An 18772-nucleotide genomic window follows, 5' to 3' on the forward strand; every position below is an offset into this window, starting at 1 on the left:
ATGAAGGCAGCGTTATGGGCTTTACTGTCGCCATTTTAGGCCGTCCAAATGTTGGAAAATCAACGCTTTTCAATCGACTGGTTGGAAAGCGTATTGCTATTGTAGATGATACACCTGGTGTAACCCGGGACCGTAAGCATGGCCGTGGAAAGATTTCGGACCTTGAGTTCGATCTTATTGATACAGCTGGCCTAGAAGAAGGTGAGCCGGGATCTCTTTCTGATCGTATGCGCCAACAAACACAGGCAGCACTCAATGAGGCCGATGTTGCTTTGATGCTTTATGATGCACGTGCTGGTGTAACACCGATGGATGAGCATTTTGCGACTTGGCTTCGCCGCGGCGACACACCGGTTGTTTTGATCGCCAACAAGTGTGAAGGCAGTGCTGTTGTTGATGGAATTTACGAAGCTTACACACTCGGTCTTGGTGATCCCGTGGGATTATCGGCGGAGCACGGTGAAGGTCTTGCGGAACTGTATAATGAAATCGTCGCTACACTCGAGAAAGCAGGTGTTGACCCATATGCTGACGAAGCTGAAGACGACGAAGACAATGTACGTGAAGAAGATTTCGGCCCTGAAGAAGGGGATATGGAGTATGAATTTACTGATCACGCCATGGACGCGGAAGAAGATAGCCCGCTCCGCCTTGCAATTGTTGGTCGGCCGAATGCAGGTAAATCTACGCTTATTAACTTCCTGACCGAGCAAGACAGATTAATTACAGGCCCAGAGGCCGGATTAACGCGTGATAGTATTGCCGTTGATTGGGAATGGAACGGACTTCCGGTTAAGTTGTTTGACACAGCAGGCTTGCGAAAAAAATCAAATATCACAGATAAGCTCGAAAAACTGTCGGCATCTGATACGCTTTGGGCCATTCAGTATGCAGAAGTTGTTGTGCTGCTTCTTGACGCAGAGCGTGGTTTTGAGCGTCAGGATTTGAAAATTGCGGAACGCGTTGCCAATGAAGGTAGGGCGCTTGTTATCGCGCTGAATAAGTGGGATGTGGTTGAAGACCGTTTGGCCGTTCAACGACAGATCAAAGACACTCTTACAAAAAGCCTGCCACAGTTAAAAGGCGTTCCTGTTGTTACATTTTCGGCTCTTACAGGTAAAGGTACGCAGCATTTGATGCCTGCAGTGGAAGAAATTTACGATACATGGAATGCACGTGTACCAACGGCAGCGTTCAATCGTTGGCTTGCAGATGTATTGGAAAAACACCCAACACCATCCGCAGCAGGTGGGCGGCGGATTAAAATCCGATACGGTGCGCAAATTAAGGCAAGACCACCCACATTCAAATTATTTTGTAACAAGCCTGAGGATCTTCCTGATAGCTACAAGCGCTATATGGAAAATGAACTTCGTCGTGATTTTAATTTGCCGGGGATTCCAGTTCGCTTCACCTTTAAGAAAAGCGAAAATCCATACGAAGGTCGCCGCAAAAAACAGCGTTAATTATTTACACAAAATACTGAACTCATATTGCTAGACGGCGTATAGACATTATAGTCTCTTATTGAAGAGGATACATTCTATGCGCCGTTTTTTGTTTGTGATTTCATGCTTGGCTTTAATCGCCAGCTCAGTCATTGCTGAGGATACGAAAATTACCTTCGTTACCGATTGGAAAGCACAGGCGGAGCATGGTGGGTTTTACCAAGCGGTCGCCAAAGGATATTATAAAAAACGCGGCCTTGATGTAACGATCCGGCAAGGTGGGCCACAAAGCGATAACCCAAGGCTTTTGGCGGCGGGTGCGATTGATATCGCGCTAACATCCAACAACTTTCAACCCATTAATCTGCTAGCGGCTGGCGCTGATACCAAGGTTGTCATGGCTGTTTTTCAAAAAGACCCACAAGTCTTTATGGTTCACCCGGAAAATCCAGCAAACTCGATTGCTGAAATGAAGGATATGCCAATTTTCATTGCTGATAGCGCGATTGGAACGATATGGCCGTGGCTGGAAGCCAAGTTTGGTTTTACAGACAAGCAAATTAGAAAATACACATATTCTTTGGCGCCCTGGCTCGTGAATAAGGGAACGGTCCAAGAGGGATATTTATCGTCCGAACCCTTTACAGCGAAACAAGCGGGCATTGATCCAAAGGTATTTCTACTCGCAGATGAAGGTTACCTTGGATACGCTGCGATGGTAACGGTGCGCGGCGAATTTATTCGAAAGTCGCCTGAGGTTGTTCGCAAATTTGTGGAAGCCACAATTGAGGGATGGCAAGATTATTTATATAATGATCCTGTGCCCGCAAACGCCTTAATCCTGAACGATAATCCGGAAGCAACGGAAGAACTGCTTGCGTATTCCATTAAGACGATGAAATCAGCCAATATTGTTGGAACTGGTGGTGATATTGGCCAGATTGATCCAGCTCGTTGGAATAGGTTTTACCGCGAAATGTCTGCTCTTGGCGTTTTTCCGTCAAATCTTGATGTAAGGAAAGCCTTTACCACTGAATTTTTGCCATCATCTGTCAAAACAGATACAAAAACAGAGTAGTGGGCATATGTTGACGATTGAAAATCTGAATTTCTCTTATGACAGTGGCCCAAAAATCCTTGACGATGTTTCTATCAACCTTAAAGAAGGTGAAATTGTTTCGTTGCTTGGACCGAGTGGATGCGGAAAATCCACGCTTTTGCGGTTGATAGCAGGGCTTGAACACTCAGGTGATTTGTCATTATCCAATACGCACCAAACGTCTTTTGTGTTTCAGGAAGCTGCATTGCTTCCCTGGAAAACCGTGAGGCAAAATGTGTCGCTGCCCTTAAAGCTTCAGAATGCTAATGATGAAATGATCATTGATAGTGCATTAGAAGCCGTTGGATTGATTGAATTTCAGGATAGATATCCTGCAATGTTGTCGGGCGGTCAGAAAATGCGTGTTTCCATCGCACGTGCGCTAGTTAGTAAAGCCACCCTGTTGTTGATGGATGAGCCATTTGGGGCCCTTGATGAAATATTACGCTTTAAATTGAATGATTTGCTTCTTGATCTTCATGGAACACATAATTGGAATATTCTATTTGTGACTCATAGCATTTTTGAAGCAGCGTATATTTCCGATTGGGTTCTGGTTATGGGAAAAGGTAAAATTATCGGCGAAATTCGTCCTGAACTCGATAAAACACTGATACCGCAGGAACAACGGTCATCCCAGGCGTTCTTGAAAGCCGTAAGTGATATAACAAACCTATTGGAAGAAAGTTATGCTTAAGCGAACTATTCTGCCAATCAGTGTTCTATGCCTTGCCTTGATATTTTGGGAATATTGGGTCAGTCACAATAATATCTCCAAATTTATTTTACCGGCACCCAGTTTGATTTGGGATGCACTCATTCAAGATTTTTCGTCATTGATGGGATCACTTTTCGCAACGGTAAAAGTCACACTCATTGCTTTGGTATTAGCGGTCATTAGTGGTGTTTTGCTGGCGTTTGGTTTCAGTGTTAGCAAAAGTTTTGAAAGTGCGTTTTATCCCTTTGCGGTTATTCTTCAGGTAACTCCTATTGTATCCATCGCGCCTTTGGTTTTGATATGGGTTGGTATTGACGGCGTTGATAAGGCACTTGTTATCATCGCATGGCTGGCAGCATTTTTTCCCATTCTATCGAACATGTCGGCAGGTCTGAAATCAGTTGATCCCCATCTCGATGACTTGTTCAGGATTTATAAGGCAACAAAAATACAGAAGTTTTTACATCTTTCATGGCCAACGGCACTTCCGTATCTCCTCGCAAGCTTGCGCATAAGCGGCGGGCTGTCGTTAATCGGTGCCGTTGTCGCAGAATTTGTTGCAGGATCAGGCGGCTCAACCGGTCTTGCTTGGCGTATTCTTGAGGCGGGCAACCGACTTCAGGTTGAGAAAATGTTTGCTGGACTTATCCTGCTCGCGCTTCTGGGGATAGTGATTTTTTATAGTTTTGTTTTGTTGGAGTGGATAGTCCTTAGGAAATGGCATCCAGCGTATCAAAAGAAATAGCACGTCCTGTTAGGGCTACGCAGTGCGGCATTGTTACCGCTTGTTTGAACCAAGATTTCAAGGTACTCACCTGCATATGATTACAAACTCTATACATAATGATCGGCGCAGTGTTGGCCGTTGGTTGATCTTCATGGCGATGATTGTTGCCCTGATGGTAGTTGTTGGCGGCGCAACGCGCCTTACGGAATCTGGCCTGTCTATGGTCGATTGGCGTCCTGTCACTGGGGTTTTGCCCCCCATCGGTGAAAGCGAATGGCAAGCAGAGTTTGAAAAGTATCAAACAAGCCCCGAATACCAATTAAAAAATAAAGGGATGAGCCTTGATGAGTTTAAAGGTATTTTTTATTGGGAATGGGGACATCGCCTGCTGGGTCGGTTAATCGGTCTCTTCTTTTTCCTGCCTCTCGTCTGGTTCTGGTTTAAGGACCGAATTCCAAACGGTTACAAGCCGAGGCTTGTGTTCCTTTTGATCGCAGGCGGATCACAGGGTTTGCTTGGCTGGTATATGGTGCAATCGGGCTTGGTTGACGAGCCGGCTGTTAGCCATTACCGTCTAACGGCCCATCTTTCCCTTGCATTATTTATTTTCGCCGCACTTCTGTGGACCGCGTTTTCCCTTTACAGGCCGAGACCCGCAGGTTCTTCGAAAGGTATGAAATTGCTAACGCATGCAACAATGGCCGTGCTTGTTCTTCAGTTGGTGATGGGAGGCTTGGTTGCAGGCCTTAAGGCAGGGCACATTTTCAATACTTGGCCCTTGATGGGAGAAACTTTCGTTCCGAATGGGTTGTTTGATATCACCCCGGTATGGCGCAATTTTCTTGATAATGCCATTACGGTGCAATTTGATCACCGAATAGGGGCCTATATCTTTAGTTTATTTGTGATTGGTTTATTCCTGAAATCAAGACGCGAAGTTCCCGCCATTAAATTTGCTGCAATGCTCGTTCTTTTGGCGACGGCCTTGCAATTTATCCTTGGTATCATCATGTTATTAAAGGTAGTTCCTGTTTCATGGGGAACTGCACACCAAGGGGGCGGGGTTGTTGTTCTGGCCACCATGGTGTATTTGATGCACCTTCAACGAAAGTTTGAAGCAAAATAAAACGAATTAAATAAAAATGATAAACAGTGAGGAAACAACATACCATGGATGATATTGTTACAATATATACGCTAACGGATAGCGAGGATGTAGCGGTTCACTTGGCAACAACATTAGTACGAGAAAAGCTTATTGCGTGCGCTAACGTCGGGCAATCTGTTCGATCGGTTTATGAATGGAATGGGACAATCCAGCTTGAGGGCGAAGTGCCCCTTTTTATTAAAACGTCAAAACACCTGAGTGAGCTGGTTATAGAGCGCATTAAGGAACTGCACACTTATGAAGTACCTTGTATTACCGTTTGGCCGATGATCGGGGGTAACGAAGTTTATGCAACTTGGGTTAAAGGCCAAGTGTTAAATCCTGAAACAGAGGCCTATGTGAAAATTGATGCGGATGCTGAGGCGCTGGAATAGAGTTATTTAAAAAAATAACTACAATAAAAAAGGCCGGAAATACCGGCCTTTTTCGTGATTATATATTAGAAAATATACCTATTCGTCGCCAACTTTCACAACTTGCTTCCCAAAGTTCTTACCTTTCAGCATATTGATGAAAGCGTCAGGGGCGTTTTCAATACCGTCTGCAATAGTTTCGCGGTACTTCAGTTTGCCTTCCTTGATCCAGCCAGCTCCAATGCCAATCCATTCACGGCAGAGTTCAGGGTACATGGAGACAATAAAGCCTTCCATTTTAGCATTTTGACCAATCAGAATTGGAAGATTGCGTGGGCCAGGGGGCATATCATCGATTGTGGAGTTATAGTTAGCAATCATGCCACAAAGCGGAATACGCGCTTTAAAGTTAAGGCAGTTAATCGCCGCTTCCATTACGGGGCCACCGACGTTTTCAAAATAAACGTCGATCCCTTTTGGGTTAGCGTCACTTACAGACTTAAAGACATTTTCTGTGCTTTTGTAATTGAAAGCCTCGTCAAATCCGATTTCCATCAAATATTCAACCTTATCATCAGCACCGGCACTTCCCGCAACATGGCAGCCCATGTTTTTAGCAATTTGCCCAACAACCTGCCCAACAGCACCGGACGCGGCTGATACGAAAACATTTTCACCTTCCTTTAAATTGCCAACACCTTTAAGTCCGACATAGGCAGTCATTCCAGGCATGCCGAGGACACCCAAATAATAGGAAAGGGGGGCAAGGTCAGGATCAACAGGCGTAAATCCTTCACCGTCTGTAACCATATAATTAGCCCAAAGGCCCATGCCGCTTAGGTACGTGCCAACCGGGTGTGCGCCATTGTTTGATTCTACAACCTTGGCCACTACGCCGCCTTGTAATGCTTCACCAATTTGAAATGGGGGAACATAACTCTTACGATCATTCATTCGACCGCGCATGTATGGATCTACTGAAAGATATAATATCTTTAAAAGCATTTGCCCATCACCGGGTGTTGGCATTTCAGCGCTAACATGATCGAAATTATCATTGGTTACCCAGCCATCGGGCCTGCTTTTCAGAACAATTTGGTTGTTGGACATGTACGATTTCCCACTTCATTTACAAGTTAATCAAAGTCATTAAGTGGACTATATGGGTATAAATACTGTGTGCAAGTGATTTTCGAGGATATAAAAGATAAAAAATGTGGGGTATTTATATACCGAAACAATAAGTCACTGTATTTATTGTATTTTTAATATTTTATGCTCAATAAAATGGTTGACAGGAGACGAAAACACTATATATCTCGCCGCCGAAAAGGTCACAAAGCCTGAATTGTCTTTGATGGTCCTTACAGTAATTAACACCAGAGGCATATTGCAATGAAAACTTATACTGCAAAACCTTCGGAGATTGAAAAGAAATGGCTTATTGTTGACGCTGAGGATGTTGTTCTCGGTCGTTTGGCGCAGGCTGTTGCTAACGTTCTTCGTGGCAAGCACAAAGTAACATACACACCGCACATGGATTGCGGTGATAATGTTATCATCATCAACGCTGAAAAAGTGAAACTCACTGGTAAAAAGCGTTCAGACAAAGTTTATTACCGTCACACAGGTCACCCAGGTGGTATCAAATCACAAACTGCGGGTGAAATCCTTGATGGCCGTTTCCCAGAGCGTGTTCTTCAAAAAGCGATCGAGCGTATGATCCCTAAAGGTCCGCTTGGCCGTCAGCAGATGCGTAACCTTCGTGTATACGCTGGTACTGAGCACCCACATACAGCACAGAACCCAGAGGTTCTTGATGTGGCTGGCATGAACCCTAAGAATAAAAGGTAAGTAAAATGGCAGACCTTCAAGATCTTAAAGAAATCACTGGCGAAGCAGTAGCTGCTGAAACTGCTGGTGAAGAGCGTAAGCCAGTTGTTGATGCGCAGGGCCGCACATATGCAACAGGTAAAAGAAAAGATGCGATCGCACGTGTGTGGATTAAGCCTGGATCAGGTAAAATCACTGTAAACGACCGTGACCAGGAAGTTTACTTTGCACGTCCAACACTTCGTCTGATCGTGAACCAGCCGTTCCAGGTTGCTGATCGTGTTGACCAATATGACGTTATCGCAACAGTAAAAGGTGGTGGCCTTTCTGGTCAGGCTGGTGCGGTTAAGCATGGTATTTCAAAAGCTATCCAGCTTGCAGAGCCTGAGCTTCGCGGCGCACTTAAAACTGCTGGCTTCCTTACTCGTGATAGCCGGGTTGTTGAACGTAAGAAATACGGTAAAGCGAAAGCGCGTCGTAGCTTCCAGTTCTCAAAACGTTAAAAGCGACGTTTACAAAGTTATTTCAAAAGGCTGCACGATTGTGCGGCCTTTTTTACTTTCAAATTATCCTAATGTTATTGCGTCTTACAATTGTGTTAGTTAGCATTTTTCAAATATAATTTGATAAAATGGGCGTGAGTTTAGTAATGACAATCAACTATTTTGGCTTAGATACAAAGAGTATATATATCGCTTGTGAACACTCGGTTGGTCGTGTTGAGTGGGAAAACAGTGGTGAGGGTGAATGGTACTACATAGGAGATGGGAACAGGCTTGATGGAGATAGGCTACTTGATTTTGTAAACCAATTTTTTGGTGAAGAAGAAATCTATTTAGTTGTTAATAGACGTGTTTCCTTCCTTGTACTTGCACATGACTTTCTGAAGCAGGTTTCTGAAATGCCTAATGTTACTAACTACAAACTTTGCGATTTTCAGTTCAAAAAGTTTGTGCAGGTAAGCCATGTTGGTGTTGCGAGAAGAGGTCAAATCAGGACTGGCTGAATACATATTAATATTGTTATTATTATTCTCATTAATACGTAAATATATTTTAAGACTTAACAAAATAACGAAATAATGCTATATTTAATCATTCGTATTATTTTGGGATAGCCTTCATGGCTTACGAATTTCGAGAGGAGAAGTGCAAAACAACGTTTTATAACGGGAGATTGTATTGTGAAGCTCCGAACTATAGCGTCAGCCTTTTGTTTACTGGCAGGAACCTTATCCGCTAATGCTGCAATAACAATTGTTGCTAACAACGACGCACAATCGCTAGGTAATTTGCTCGTTGGCAGCGGTGTTACCGGCTCCAATTTTTCGATTAGCGGAAATGCAGCACAATTTGGGACATTCTCAGGGGGAAGTTCACTTGGTCAAGGTTTCTTTGATCAGGGGTTAATCCTAAGTTCTGGCAATGTTTTGGATGCTGCCGGGCCTAACCAGTCAACTTATACATCGACAAATTTCGGTGGAGCAGGAAACTCTCAATTAAATGACTTAGGCTTTTCTACATTGGATGCTGCTACGCTGAGTTTTGATTTTACTACAACGGGCGGCAGCATCTATTTCAATTATTTTTTTGCCTCTGAAGAATATAATGAATATGTAGGTAGTCAGTTTAATGACGTGTTTGGTTTTTTTGTAAATGGAGAAAATATTGCGAAACTTCCAAACGGTGACGCCGTTTCAATTAATAATGTCAATAATAATAGTAATTCCGAATTCTATAACGATAACACAAGAGGTGATTTCGCAACTGAATATGATGGTTTTACTGACGTTTTAACGGCATCAGTGATTGAGTTGGAAGCGGGAACCCATAATATATCAATTTCTGTAGCGGACGTTTCAGACCGGATTTTGGACTCAGCTGTATTCCTTCAGGTAGGATCATTTTCAGATACGATAACGCCGCCGACCGCAAATGTGGGAGCAGTACCTGAACCCGCGACGTGGATTATGATGATTATAGGTTTCGGGGTTGCGGGCCTCACCTTAAAGCGCAGAAGGCGATTTGAAGAAGAATAATCTAAGTCACCTGAACAATACTGATTGCGTTTAATATTGTAGTTTACAATGTCTGTGGAAGGTGCAACATATCTGCATATGCAATTTTGGAGTTTGTTATGCGCCTGATATTTTCTGTTTCCGTTCTTTTGATTTTGTTCACTTTACCAACGTTTTCAGACGACGCTGATAATGAAGCAATGAAAATCATTGAACTGAGTAACAGTGTAGAGCCATCTATAAAATTAATGAGTGATTTACTCGATCAGTTGTCACCCAATATAGTGGCCCAATTACAGCAGGGTTTTGAGCAACAAGGCAAGGACGTTAGCGAAACAGCGGTACAGGAGTTAGTTGGTAATTATAAGGTCGGCGTTATCAGTGAGTTGCGGAAACAAATTATTCCGTTGACAGCTAATGAGTTAAAAAAGCAATTCTCGCTTGAGGAATTGACACAAATTAGGCAGTTGATGGAAAGCCCGATTTTTCAAACCTATGCAGAGAGGTTACCCGCGGTTATGCAGTCAGCTCAGCAAGCAAGCCAAGTTCTAGGCCAGCAAATCGGCGCACAGGTTATGCAGGACCTCATCGCTGCGGACCCCAGATTTCAGTAAGAATTTCTAGATATTAGATAAACATTAGGCTGCAATATCTTTGCAGCCTTTTTTGTTGGCATGACTATTATAATATGAGAACAATAGACAATATAACTAGGTAATTCATTTGGGGTATAGGGTATGTCTTCGAACAAGGACGATAATTCTCCATCGTTAATCAAAGATTTTGTTGAGGAATTTCTGGATGTCCGGAAAGGGATGCTATTCACGCTACGAAAAGTATTTTTAGCACCGCATAAAGTTTATCTGGAATATATCGATAATAACAAATTTAACTACACCAACCCCTTTAAATTGCTGGTCACGGTTGTTTCCCTGTTAACTGTTATTGACTTCGTCGTTCCCACGGACGAGCTAGAACGTCGTATCGCTGAGGAGTGGGCACAGAATAGCACTGAACATTTTAAGACTGGTTATAGATTGGGAAGTGATGACCCGAGTAAGCAACCTTCCGAGGAGAAACTTAAAGAAGTTCGGCAAGAAAATCAGGAGATTTTTAATACGCTGTTTGAAGCAACGGACGAGTATCCGTTGATTGCGTATCTTGTTACTGTAATTACGTTGGCCATAGGCCTTAAAAGCGTTTTTTGGAAGCAGGTTTCTTTCAGTAATTCCCTCAGGTTAGCCTGCTATATTTCTATACCTATAAATATAATTTCTGGGTTAGCAATATACACGTCAGTATTATTGTTTAGTATCGATAATGTGCTTGCTTATTTCACTTTGTTAAGTTCCTTGCTTACCTACGGCCTGTTGATTTTCTATATTTTCAGGTCATCAAAGCATGTTTTTGGTAAAACAAACGGCAGAAGCATACTGAATGTAATCGTGGCATTTATTATTATTCAGTTTGCCTACGCAATTGTGGGTGTATTAGTTGGTGCAGGGCACACAATTATTAATTCAGAGGAAAACAACGCGATAACCGTGATTCAACAGGACTAACTGTTGTTACTGCAAGTTGGATCACTGCAACAACTACCGCCTTGTTTTTGACCTTTGATCATTTTTTTGATCAAGCGGTCCCGTTTCATGCGCGATAGATTATCCAAATAGGTTTTTCCGTCCAGATATTCCATTTCATGCTGAATAATTGCTGCTAACCATCCGGTAGCTTCCAATGTGTGAACCTTGCTCTCCAGATCCATGTAACGAAGTTCAACAGTTTCTGGCCGCGTGATCTCAGCAGAAACTCCTGGGAAGCAAAGAGAGGCCTCGTTGTTAACTTGTATCTCCTTGGAGGTCGCGAGAATTTCAGGGTTCACACATACGATTGGCGTCCGCTTGCCATCTTCTTGCAAATCAATGACGATAATGCGTTTTAAGATACCAACCATAGTGGCCGCCATGCCAACACCGCGTTCAGCATATAATGTCTCTAGCATATCATTGGCTATTTGCTGTGTTTCAGCATCAATGAAAGGAACAACGAGCGCGCTTCTCTTAAAAATTGGATCAGGTGCATAAACAAGCGGTAAGGCAGGCATTGTAATATCCTAAAATATTTCTTATATAATGCGTATCTTTTAGGAGGACACTGGCAATGATTCAAGCAGCATAAACATTTTAATTTCATTCGAAAGCCATTTCGGCACCATATATGTTTATCTGTAAGGAAGAATTATGCCTGAAAACGTTCAATTTTCAAAAGAAAGCAACTCATCCCAAATACACGCGAAAACCAATGTAAATAAACGCGACAAAAAAGGCAGGCTTGAAGGCCAGGTAGCCCTCGTGACAGGTGCAGCACAAGGGATAGGACTTGCTATAGCAAAAATATTTGCCTGTGAAGGCGCGATTGTTTACCTGTCCGACCTTCATCAAACGCTGCCGGATCAAGATAATGAATGGATTGATGATCATATCCGTTACATTCAGCTTGATGTGAGACAGGAAAGCCATTGGCAGGGTGCAATAGATACCATTTTGACTAATCATGAACACCTGGATATTCTGGTTAATAATGCTGGTATTACGGGCTTTCTTGAAACAGACGGGCCTCATGATCCCGAAAATCTGGATATGGCTAGCTGGTCTGAGGTCATGAATGTGAACCTCAACGGAACTGTGCTTGGATGCAAATATGCGATCAAAGCGATGAAGAATAGTGGTTCAGGAAGTATCGTGAATATATCATCGCGGTCTGGTATCGTTGGAATACCGGGCGCCAGTGCCTATGCCGCGAGTAAGGCAGCCATCAGAAACCACACGAAAACCGTTGCACTTTACTGTGCAGAGCAAGGGTATGGTATTCGGTGTAATTCCGTTCATCCCGCCGCCATTTTAACGCCCATGTGGGACCCGATGCTCGGTGAAGGTGCTGCGCGTGAAGCCGCGCTTGAGGCTGTGGGCCGTGATATTCCATTGGGGCATATCGGCGAACCTGATGATGTAGCGAATGCTGTGCTTTATCTTGCATCCCCGGAATCTAAATATGTTACCGGGATAGAGCTAACGGTTGATGGAGGTATTCTTGCGGGTAGTAGTGCACGTCCATCACAAAGCGATGAAGGATGAAATTTTGATACCTCAAAATAGGTCATCGATTTTATCACTGATATTAAGCTAATTTATGCGTAAGACAATTTGATCGTAAGCTGGTACAAAGTAATTCAATATCCAAGGTATGTAAGTGGTTCCTGAGCGGAGATATGCAATGCGACAAACTATAACCCTGTTCTTAATGCTTTTATTTAGTTCAATCCTATTGAATGCTAACGCAATGGCAGAAGACTGGAAGATTGATCAAGAGCAATCAAGGGTATCTTTCATAACGGTTAAACAATCCGAAGTAGGAGAGGTTCATACCTTTCAGAAGCTTTCTGGAAACGTTCAGGATGATGGTGATGTTTCAGTTACAATTTCGCTCAATAGCGTCGAAACAAATATCGATATTCGAAATGAACGAATGCGTAAGCTTTTGTTTGAAACAGAAACCGCCCCAAATGCAGTCGTTTCTTTAAATATCATAGATTTGAACCTTAGCAGTTTGAAGGTTGGAGAACGAAAGCTTGTGAACGTGACTTTCAATCTTGATCTTCATTTCGAAAATATGGATCTGGATGCTGATATGTTTGTGACACGGATATCAGACACTACGGTTTTGGTTGAAACTGCCTCTCCGGTATTGGTTCATGCCGATGATTTTAATTTGGGCGCGGGTGTGTTGAAATTGCGTGAATTAGCAGGGCTGGATGCAATTTCACCGATTGTGCCGGTAACAGCCTCGTTAATTTTTACGCGGTAACTGTTGACCAAAATCTAATTCATTTGACCCTCGCTTTCAGAAAAAGAAGCGGGGGTTTCTTTTTATTAATTCTTGTGCGCAAAACTTTAACAATTTCAAATCATCGTTAAATAGCTGCTCTGCGTCGCATTTCTTGACAAGCACTATGTGTTTGCGGAATAAGCTAAGTCAAATCATTGAGAGCGCAGTTATTGTGGCCACAATTAACGTGCTTTCGGTCAATTTTGGTTTGGAAGTTTTATGCCTCATATTATTATTGAACACTCATCTGACCTTGATAGTGAGTTTGTACCGAACGAACTTATGCTAGCCGTGCATGAAACCTCTATGGAAATGGGTATTTTTGAAGAAAAAAGCATTAAAATCCGGACCAAAAATTTCGATCATTCATTCGTTGAGGGACGACCAGCCAACTTTATGCACATCACTGTATATTTGTTTAAAGGCCGCGATGTTGCAACAAAGCGCAAGTTGACTGAAAATATCATTACAAAGGTCAAATCTATGATTACGGTACCAATCGCGAGCTTAAGCGTGGATGCCCGTGATACAGATCAGGATATTTACGTTAAAATATTGGATTAGAGATTTTATTGATGGGGAACTTGAGAGGATAGGGGAAATCAAAATGGGTTTCAAAACAACTACCTTTGGCCTGATGGGGGCTCTGTTTGCCACCACATATTTAGCGCCAAATGCTACTGCACATGAGCATGAAAATGCACCAACCGAAGTAAAGCGCCTTCATACCATGGTTGCAGATGTCTCTGCTGATCGTATCGAACAGGATATTCGCAAACTGGTAAGTTTTGGAACTCGCCACACGCTTTCCGATACAAAGTCGGATACACGGGGTATCGGCGCTGCTCGTCGTTGGATCGAGGCTGAGTTTAAGCGGATAGCAAAAACATGTAATGCTGACCTTGAAGTCTATACAATTTCAGACACGGTTACTGGGCCACGCATTCCCAACCCGACCGAGGTGGTGAATGTGATTGCGGTACAAAAGGGTATTTTGGACCCTGATCGCGTGATTATGATGTCGGGCGATATTGATAGCCGCGTTTCTGATGTGATGAATTACACAGATGACTCGCCAGGCGCAAACGATAACGCCTCTGGAATGGCAGGAACCATCGAGGCAGCGCGTGTTCTTTGTAAAACAAAGTTTCCTGGTACGATTGTTTATGCGGGCCTTTCTGGCGAGGAACAAGGGCTTTATGGTGGGCGCATTCTTGCTGATCACGCCAAAGAAAAAGGCTGGCGTGTTATGGGCATTCTCAACAATGACATGATCGGCAATATTGCAGGTGTTAACGGTGTTATAGATAACACGACTGCACGTGTGTTTTCTGAAGGCACGAAAGCGCTTGAAACTGAGCAAGAAGCTCGCTGGCGGCGTTTCCGTGGAGGTGAAGTTGATAGTCCATCGCGCAATCTGGCAAGATTAATTGATCGCCTTGCTGATCAGTATATTCCAAATCTAGACGTTATGATGATTTACCGTCTTGATCGCTTTGGTCGTGGCGGCCACCATCGCCCATTTAACGAAGCCGGCTGGCCGGGTGTTCGAATTATGGAAACGAACGAAAATTATAACCGCCAACATCAGGACCTTCGCACTGAAAACGGTATCAAATTCGGCGATACAATCGACGGTGTAGATTTTGATTATGCGCGCAAACTGACGGCTCTAAACGTAATCACACTTGCTGATATCGCCGGCTCGCCTCCGTTCCCGGTCAATGTTCAATTACAAGGTGCTGTTCAGCCATCAACAACCATTAAATGGCAAGTGCGCGGTGATCAGAAAGAGCACGCAAACCTGCGTGGATTCCGTGTTTATTGGCGCCTTACTACGGATAGCCAGTGGCGCTGGAGCCGCTTCATCGGCAAGGACGCACGTGAGATGACCCTCGATAACATTGTTATCGACAATTATTTCTTTGGGGTCGCGGCAGTCGCAAACGATGGCCTTGAAAGCCCCGTTGTATTCCCAGGCCCGATCGGTGCCTTTGATGCAAGCGATAATGCAAGCGAATAATCAACACACAACTGGCCAATCCATCCACATGGATTGGCGCAGTGTTCTAGAAGGCTTGTATGGTGTCGCAGTTGCGGCTGCGCACCCCCAGAATTGCTTACCTAATCGACTACCAGACCCTAGCGGTTACAACAGTGTTAAAGTTATTGCGCTTGGTAAAGCGGCAGCCAGCTATGCTGAGATTGTTGAAACCTGTTGGCCTGATGTTGATGTAACGGGTATTGCGGTTACACCGCACGCGGGCAATAAAATCAGCAAAAAGATCGAAATTATTGAGACAAGCCATCCTTTTCCTTCAGACGCAAGTGTGCTCGCAGGCGATAAGGTTTTGGAAATAGCAAAGTCTGCCTGCGAAAATGATCTATTGCTTATTTTACTATCAGGTGGCGCTTCTTCCTCAGTCGCGCTTCCTGTTGATGGATTAAGCGTTACTGAAAAAAGTGAAATTACCAAAAAGCTTATGCACGCTGGAGCGGATATTCAGGAATTGAATATTGTACGAAAGCATTTATCTCGTTTAAAGGGTGGGCAGTTGGCGGTTGCAGGACAGAATGCAAAGCAAATTATAACGCTAGCTATTTCTGATGTTGTTGATGATGATCCATCAGTGATCGGTTCGGGGCTGACTGTTTCTGATCCGTCTACAGTAAAAGATGCAAAAGAAATTTTGGCCAAATATGGTATCGACTATAGCGGTAAATTTGCTGAAACAGTCAATGCTGATCACCCTGTGTTCAATAAATGTCGGTACGAAATTATCGCAAATGCCAGATTTGCAATTGATTACGCGGCTGAGTTTGCACAGCAGTTGGGCCTATCGCCGCAAATACTTAATTACAACACCATTGGTGACGCCGCAATTAACGGTAAAGCACAAGCACGGTTTATTACGCGGATGTATACCCGGCGCGGCCGGCGCCCTAAATTGCTTTTATTTGGCGGCGAATTTACTTCAGGGGTTAAAGGGGATGGCAAAGGTGGGCCTAACCAACATTTCCTTTTAACGCTGTTAAATGAGCTACCAGATGATGTTTGGGTTTACGCACTTTCTGCCGACACAGATGGCCTTGATGGATCAGGAAATGCAGCAGGTGCATGGTTTACGCCCGAGAGCAAAGCCTTAATGCGCGATATGAAGTTAAACCCCGAAGACTATATAGCGAATAGTGATAGTAACGGTTTTTTTAATAAATTAGGGACTATTATTCAGGCAAATCCGACACATACGAATGTGAATGATTTTAGGGCTGTCTTAATACCTGCTCTTGATTGATATAACGTGCTTTTATCTTTATATCTGATTTTAATATCACACTTTTTTTTGAAATGCGTAGTCACCCAGCACTTGCTATAGAGCAAGGGTAATTTTGAAAGGTTTGGGTATGAGAAACGTTTTCTCATCAATTGGTATACTAATATGTTTTCTGATGTTTGGGGCGGTTGCTCAAGCGCAGCGTAGTATTGTCGAAGATACTCACACAAAAGCCATATTAGCGTCAGAGGTTTCAGTGATTGGGGCCAATGATGTGACATGGCTTGCCTTACATTATGAACCAATTGAAGGGTGGCATACATACTGGAAAAACCCGGGCGATAGTGGAATGCCGACCAATATCAACTGGGAACTACCAAATGGATTCAAGGCTGGTGAAACAGTGTATCCTGTGCCGGAACCATTACCCGTTGGGCCACTAACCAATTATGGATATAATGGATCGTCAACACTTCTTATTCCTATTCAAACGCCCCAAATTATCACCGCAAATTCAATTAGGATTAAAGCAACAGCGGAATGGTTGATTTGCGAAGTCGAGTGCGTTCCTCAGTACGGCGAGTTCGAACTAGAACTGCCTGTTGGTGAACAATCAGCGAGTGCAGAAAACGCAAGTCTGTTTGCAAACGCTCGTCAAAATATGCCTGATCCCGCTTTTTGGGATGCCTCGATTGAGATAGCACCGGAAGCTGCCAAGCTTATGGTTTATATGTCTGCGGATGAAATAGAAACAATCCAGAATGCATATTATTTCCCGGCGTATGAGGGTGTGCTGGATTATGCCGCCGCTCAGATTGTCAATGTAAGTGACGATGGATTAGAGCTAAATCTGAAACGCTTGAAAGGGTCATTATCGCCCGAAAGCGGTTCTGGTATTCTGAAACTGGAATTACCAAACGGTGAAATTACCGCCGTTAATATTGATCCTGCGCTTAATATTGTTGACGCTATTCAAATTGCAGCCCCAACAGTTCCAGCTGCTGTTCCAGCCTCGGAAGGGCTACCAGTATGGCAGGCTGCGCTATTTGCCTTGCTAGGTGGTATTATTCTGAATTTAATGCCGTGTGTATTTCCCGTGTTGTCCCTGAAGGCCTTTTCCTTTTTATCCGCTGGCGGCATGAGCAAATCTGCGCGTAAGCGTGAAGGTTGGGCATACACCTTTGGTATCCTCGCAAGCTTCGGTGTGATCGTTGGTATTTTACTGGCCCTGCGTGCTGGTGGTTCGGTCGTTGGGTGGGGCTTTCAACTGCAGGAACCAATTTTTGTTGCCTTCATGGTTTTATTAATGGTTTTGGTGTCGCTTTCGTTAGCAGGCATGTTTAATATTCAAACGGGATTTGAAGGCGCAGGGCAGTCGCTTGCCGCCCAAGAAGGAACAAAGGGCGCATTCTTTACAGGTGTGCTGGCGACACTTGTTGCAACGCCGTGCACTGCACCTTTCATGGCACCGGCCATCGGATATGCGCTTACGCAGCCGATATATGTGGCGCTCCTCGTTTTCTTCATGCTTGGCTTCGGCTTGGCGCTACCGTTTTTAATTCTTAGTTATAGTGACCGTATTGCAAAGGCACTACCGCGCCCTGGTGCATGGATGGAAACATTTAAGCAAGGTCTTGCCTTCCCGATGCTGGCAACCGCGGCTTGGCTTTTGTTTGTTTTCAATAATGAAGCGGGCAGCATTGCGATGCTATTTTTGATTTTCGCTATTATTGCAGTCGTTTTCGCCATTTGGTTATGGCAACAAGGTAATGGCAAGATACTTAGAACTGTATCAGGCGCTATTGGCCTGCTGTCCATAGTATCAATTTTCTGGAACGTAGAGCCGATACATGAAGGATCAGGCAGTGAAACAGCGGTCAAAAGCAGTGATAGTGTATTTGCGAATTCCGGTATTTACAGTAACGCGGCGCTTGATGACTTAACAGTTGAGGGCAAGCCTGTATTCGCCTACTTTACCGCGGATTGGTGCATTACCTGTAAGGTTAACGAACGGGTGGCCTTAAACCGCGCGGAAACAATAAAATTGTTTGATGATAAAGGTATCACCGTTTTAAAGGGTGATTATACAAACCGTGATGCAGAAATAGCCGGCGTTCTTGCTAAGTATCAACGCGCTGGCGTGCCGCTTTACCTTTATTTCCCGAAAGGACAAAAAGAGGCCATTGTTTTACCCGAAGTTTTGACAACGGGTTTATTAAAGGACATGGTAACGTCTAACCCGATTTAAT

At 43.8% G+C, this 18772-nt stretch carries 20 protein-coding genes; 18 read left to right on the forward strand and 2 right to left on the reverse strand.

Going from position 1 to position 18772, the window contains the following annotated elements; all coding sequences use genetic code 11:
- Positions 1 to 14: 14 nt before the first annotated feature.
- The 6 genes from der (at position 15) to cutA (ending at position 5534) form a co-directional block, all read left to right on the forward strand.
- Entirely contained in the window at positions 15 to 1466 is a 1452-nt protein-coding gene (gene der, locus KFF44_RS08600) for a ribosome biogenesis GTPase Der (protein ID WP_255933361.1), read from the forward strand.
- 79 nt (positions 1467 to 1545) lie between these two features.
- Complete coding sequence (locus KFF44_RS08605) at positions 1546 to 2526, forward strand: ABC transporter substrate-binding protein (protein ID WP_255933362.1); 981 nt, start codon at positions 1546 to 1548, stop codon at positions 2524 to 2526.
- Between the two features lie 7 nt (positions 2527 to 2533).
- Positions 2534 to 3244 carry an ABC transporter ATP-binding protein gene (locus KFF44_RS08610; protein WP_255933363.1) on the forward strand — a complete coding sequence of 237 codons (711 nt, stop codon included), beginning with the start codon at positions 2534 to 2536 and terminating at the stop codon, positions 3242 to 3244.
- Positions 3237 to 4010: an ABC transporter permease gene (locus KFF44_RS08615; RefSeq protein WP_255933364.1), complete on the forward strand. Its 774-nt coding sequence runs from the start codon at positions 3237 to 3239 to the stop codon at positions 4008 to 4010. The genes KFF44_RS08610 and KFF44_RS08615 overlap by 8 nt, the downstream gene beginning before the upstream one ends.
- Positions 4011 to 4086: 76 nt before the next feature.
- Positions 4087 to 5118: a COX15/CtaA family protein gene (locus KFF44_RS08620; RefSeq protein ID WP_255933365.1), complete on the forward strand. Its 1032-nt coding sequence runs from the start codon at positions 4087 to 4089 to the stop codon at positions 5116 to 5118.
- A 44-nt stretch (positions 5119 to 5162) separates the two neighbouring features.
- Positions 5163 to 5534, forward strand: a complete 372-nt coding sequence (gene cutA, locus KFF44_RS08625; RefSeq protein WP_255933366.1) for a divalent-cation tolerance protein CutA — start codon at positions 5163 to 5165, stop codon at positions 5532 to 5534.
- Between the two features lie 78 nt (positions 5535 to 5612).
- Here cutA and KFF44_RS08630 read toward each other — a convergent pair whose 3' ends face one another.
- Positions 5613 to 6623 carry an NADP-dependent oxidoreductase gene (locus KFF44_RS08630; protein ID WP_255933367.1) on the reverse strand — a complete coding sequence of 337 codons (1011 nt, stop codon included), beginning with the start codon at positions 6621 to 6623 and terminating at the stop codon, positions 5613 to 5615.
- A gap of 285 nt (positions 6624 to 6908) precedes the next feature.
- Between KFF44_RS08630 and rplM the strand changes: the two genes are divergently transcribed.
- From rplM to KFF44_RS08660, 6 genes are all read left to right on the forward strand, one after another.
- Positions 6909 to 7367: a 50S ribosomal protein L13 gene (gene rplM / locus KFF44_RS08635; protein ID WP_255933368.1), complete on the forward strand. Its 459-nt coding sequence runs from the start codon at positions 6909 to 6911 to the stop codon at positions 7365 to 7367.
- 5 nt (positions 7368 to 7372) lie between these two features.
- Positions 7373 to 7849: a 30S ribosomal protein S9 gene (gene rpsI / locus KFF44_RS08640; RefSeq protein ID WP_255933369.1), complete on the forward strand. Its 477-nt coding sequence runs from the start codon at positions 7373 to 7375 to the stop codon at positions 7847 to 7849.
- Positions 7850 to 7995: 146 nt separating this feature from the next.
- Positions 7996 to 8352, forward strand: a complete 357-nt coding sequence (locus KFF44_RS08645) for a hypothetical protein (RefSeq protein ID WP_255933370.1) — start codon at positions 7996 to 7998, stop codon at positions 8350 to 8352.
- A 177-nt stretch (positions 8353 to 8529) separates the two neighbouring features.
- Positions 8530 to 9384: a choice-of-anchor L family PEP-CTERM protein gene (locus KFF44_RS08650; RefSeq protein WP_255933371.1), complete on the forward strand. Its 855-nt coding sequence runs from the start codon at positions 8530 to 8532 to the stop codon at positions 9382 to 9384.
- A gap of 98 nt (positions 9385 to 9482) precedes the next feature.
- A complete protein-coding gene (locus KFF44_RS08655) occupies positions 9483 to 9977 on the forward strand; it encodes a DUF2059 domain-containing protein (protein WP_255933372.1) in 495 nt (164 codons plus the stop codon).
- Positions 9978 to 10100: 123 nt separating this feature from the next.
- Positions 10101 to 10925 carry a DUF3667 domain-containing protein gene (locus KFF44_RS08660; RefSeq protein ID WP_255933373.1) on the forward strand — a complete coding sequence of 275 codons (825 nt, stop codon included), beginning with the start codon at positions 10101 to 10103 and terminating at the stop codon, positions 10923 to 10925.
- Here KFF44_RS08660 and def read toward each other — a convergent pair.
- Positions 10922 to 11467, reverse strand: a complete 546-nt coding sequence (gene def, locus KFF44_RS08665) for a peptide deformylase (RefSeq protein ID WP_255933374.1) — start codon at positions 11465 to 11467, stop codon at positions 10922 to 10924. The genes KFF44_RS08660 and def overlap by 4 nt on opposite strands.
- Positions 11468 to 11603: 136 nt before the next feature.
- On the opposite strand from def, the gene KFF44_RS08670 reads away from it, so the two are divergent.
- The 6 genes from KFF44_RS08670 (at position 11604) to KFF44_RS08695 (ending at position 18771) form a co-directional block, all read left to right on the forward strand.
- A complete protein-coding gene (locus KFF44_RS08670) occupies positions 11604 to 12497 on the forward strand; it encodes an SDR family oxidoreductase (RefSeq protein ID WP_255933375.1) in 894 nt (297 codons plus the stop codon).
- A 139-nt stretch (positions 12498 to 12636) separates the two neighbouring features.
- A complete protein-coding gene (locus tag KFF44_RS08675) occupies positions 12637 to 13227 on the forward strand; it encodes a YceI family protein (protein WP_255933376.1) in 591 nt (196 codons plus the stop codon).
- 240 nt (positions 13228 to 13467) lie between these two features.
- Complete coding sequence (locus tag KFF44_RS08680; protein WP_255933377.1) at positions 13468 to 13812, forward strand: 5-carboxymethyl-2-hydroxymuconate Delta-isomerase; 345 nt, start codon at positions 13468 to 13470, stop codon at positions 13810 to 13812.
- Between the two features lie 43 nt (positions 13813 to 13855).
- The gene (locus tag KFF44_RS08685) at positions 13856 to 15271 is read left to right on the forward strand and encodes a M28 family metallopeptidase (protein WP_255933378.1); all 1416 of its coding nucleotides are present in this window, start codon (positions 13856 to 13858) and stop codon (positions 15269 to 15271) included.
- Entirely contained in the window at positions 15246 to 16544 is a 1299-nt protein-coding gene (locus KFF44_RS08690; RefSeq protein ID WP_255933379.1) for a glycerate kinase, read from the forward strand. Before KFF44_RS08685 ends, KFF44_RS08690 begins: the two co-directional genes overlap by 26 nt.
- Positions 16545 to 16653: 109 nt before the next feature.
- Entirely contained in the window at positions 16654 to 18771 is a 2118-nt protein-coding gene (locus KFF44_RS08695; RefSeq protein ID WP_255933380.1) for a protein-disulfide reductase DsbD, read from the forward strand.
- The last annotated feature ends 1 nt before the right edge of the window (position 18772 follow it).

Source organism: Kordiimonas sp. SCSIO 12610 (genome assembly GCF_024398015.1).
Lineage (GTDB): Bacteria > Pseudomonadota > Alphaproteobacteria > Sphingomonadales > Kordiimonadaceae > CANLMI01.

What these genes read in the sequence shown, in the direction of transcription:
- der (WP_255933361.1), top strand. Translation starts at nt 15, where the DNA reads ATGGGCTTTACTGTCGCCATTTTAGGCCGTCCAAATGTTGGAAAATCA.
- KFF44_RS08605 (WP_255933362.1), top strand. Translation starts at nt 1,546, where the DNA reads ATGCGCCGTTTTTTGTTTGTGATTTCATGCTTGGCTTTAATCGCCAGC.
- KFF44_RS08610 (WP_255933363.1), top strand. Translation starts at nt 2,534, where the DNA reads ATGTTGACGATTGAAAATCTGAATTTCTCTTATGACAGTGGCCCAAAA.
- KFF44_RS08615 (WP_255933364.1), top strand. Translation starts at nt 3,237, where the DNA reads ATGCTTAAGCGAACTATTCTGCCAATCAGTGTTCTATGCCTTGCCTTG.
- KFF44_RS08620 (WP_255933365.1), top strand. Translation starts at nt 4,087, where the DNA reads ATGATTACAAACTCTATACATAATGATCGGCGCAGTGTTGGCCGTTGG.
- cutA (WP_255933366.1), top strand. Translation starts at nt 5,163, where the DNA reads ATGGATGATATTGTTACAATATATACGCTAACGGATAGCGAGGATGTA.
- KFF44_RS08630 (WP_255933367.1), bottom strand. Translation starts at nt 6,623, where the DNA reads ATGTCCAACAACCAAATTGTTCTGAAAAGCAGGCCCGATGGCTGGGTA.
- rplM (WP_255933368.1), top strand. Translation starts at nt 6,909, where the DNA reads ATGAAAACTTATACTGCAAAACCTTCGGAGATTGAAAAGAAATGGCTT.
- rpsI (WP_255933369.1), top strand. Translation starts at nt 7,373, where the DNA reads ATGGCAGACCTTCAAGATCTTAAAGAAATCACTGGCGAAGCAGTAGCT.
- KFF44_RS08645 (WP_255933370.1), top strand. Translation starts at nt 7,996, where the DNA reads ATGACAATCAACTATTTTGGCTTAGATACAAAGAGTATATATATCGCT.
- KFF44_RS08655 (WP_255933372.1), top strand. Translation starts at nt 9,483, where the DNA reads ATGCGCCTGATATTTTCTGTTTCCGTTCTTTTGATTTTGTTCACTTTA.
- KFF44_RS08660 (WP_255933373.1), top strand. Translation starts at nt 10,101, where the DNA reads ATGTCTTCGAACAAGGACGATAATTCTCCATCGTTAATCAAAGATTTT.
- def (WP_255933374.1), bottom strand. Translation starts at nt 11,467, where the DNA reads ATGCCTGCCTTACCGCTTGTTTATGCACCTGATCCAATTTTTAAGAGA.
- KFF44_RS08670 (WP_255933375.1), top strand. Translation starts at nt 11,604, where the DNA reads ATGCCTGAAAACGTTCAATTTTCAAAAGAAAGCAACTCATCCCAAATA.
- KFF44_RS08675 (WP_255933376.1), top strand. Translation starts at nt 12,637, where the DNA reads ATGCGACAAACTATAACCCTGTTCTTAATGCTTTTATTTAGTTCAATC.
- KFF44_RS08680 (WP_255933377.1), top strand. Translation starts at nt 13,468, where the DNA reads ATGCCTCATATTATTATTGAACACTCATCTGACCTTGATAGTGAGTTT.
- KFF44_RS08685 (WP_255933378.1), top strand. Translation starts at nt 13,856, where the DNA reads ATGGGTTTCAAAACAACTACCTTTGGCCTGATGGGGGCTCTGTTTGCC.
- KFF44_RS08690 (WP_255933379.1), top strand. Translation starts at nt 15,246, where the DNA reads ATGCAAGCGATAATGCAAGCGAATAATCAACACACAACTGGCCAATCC.
- KFF44_RS08695 (WP_255933380.1), top strand. Translation starts at nt 16,654, where the DNA reads ATGAGAAACGTTTTCTCATCAATTGGTATACTAATATGTTTTCTGATG.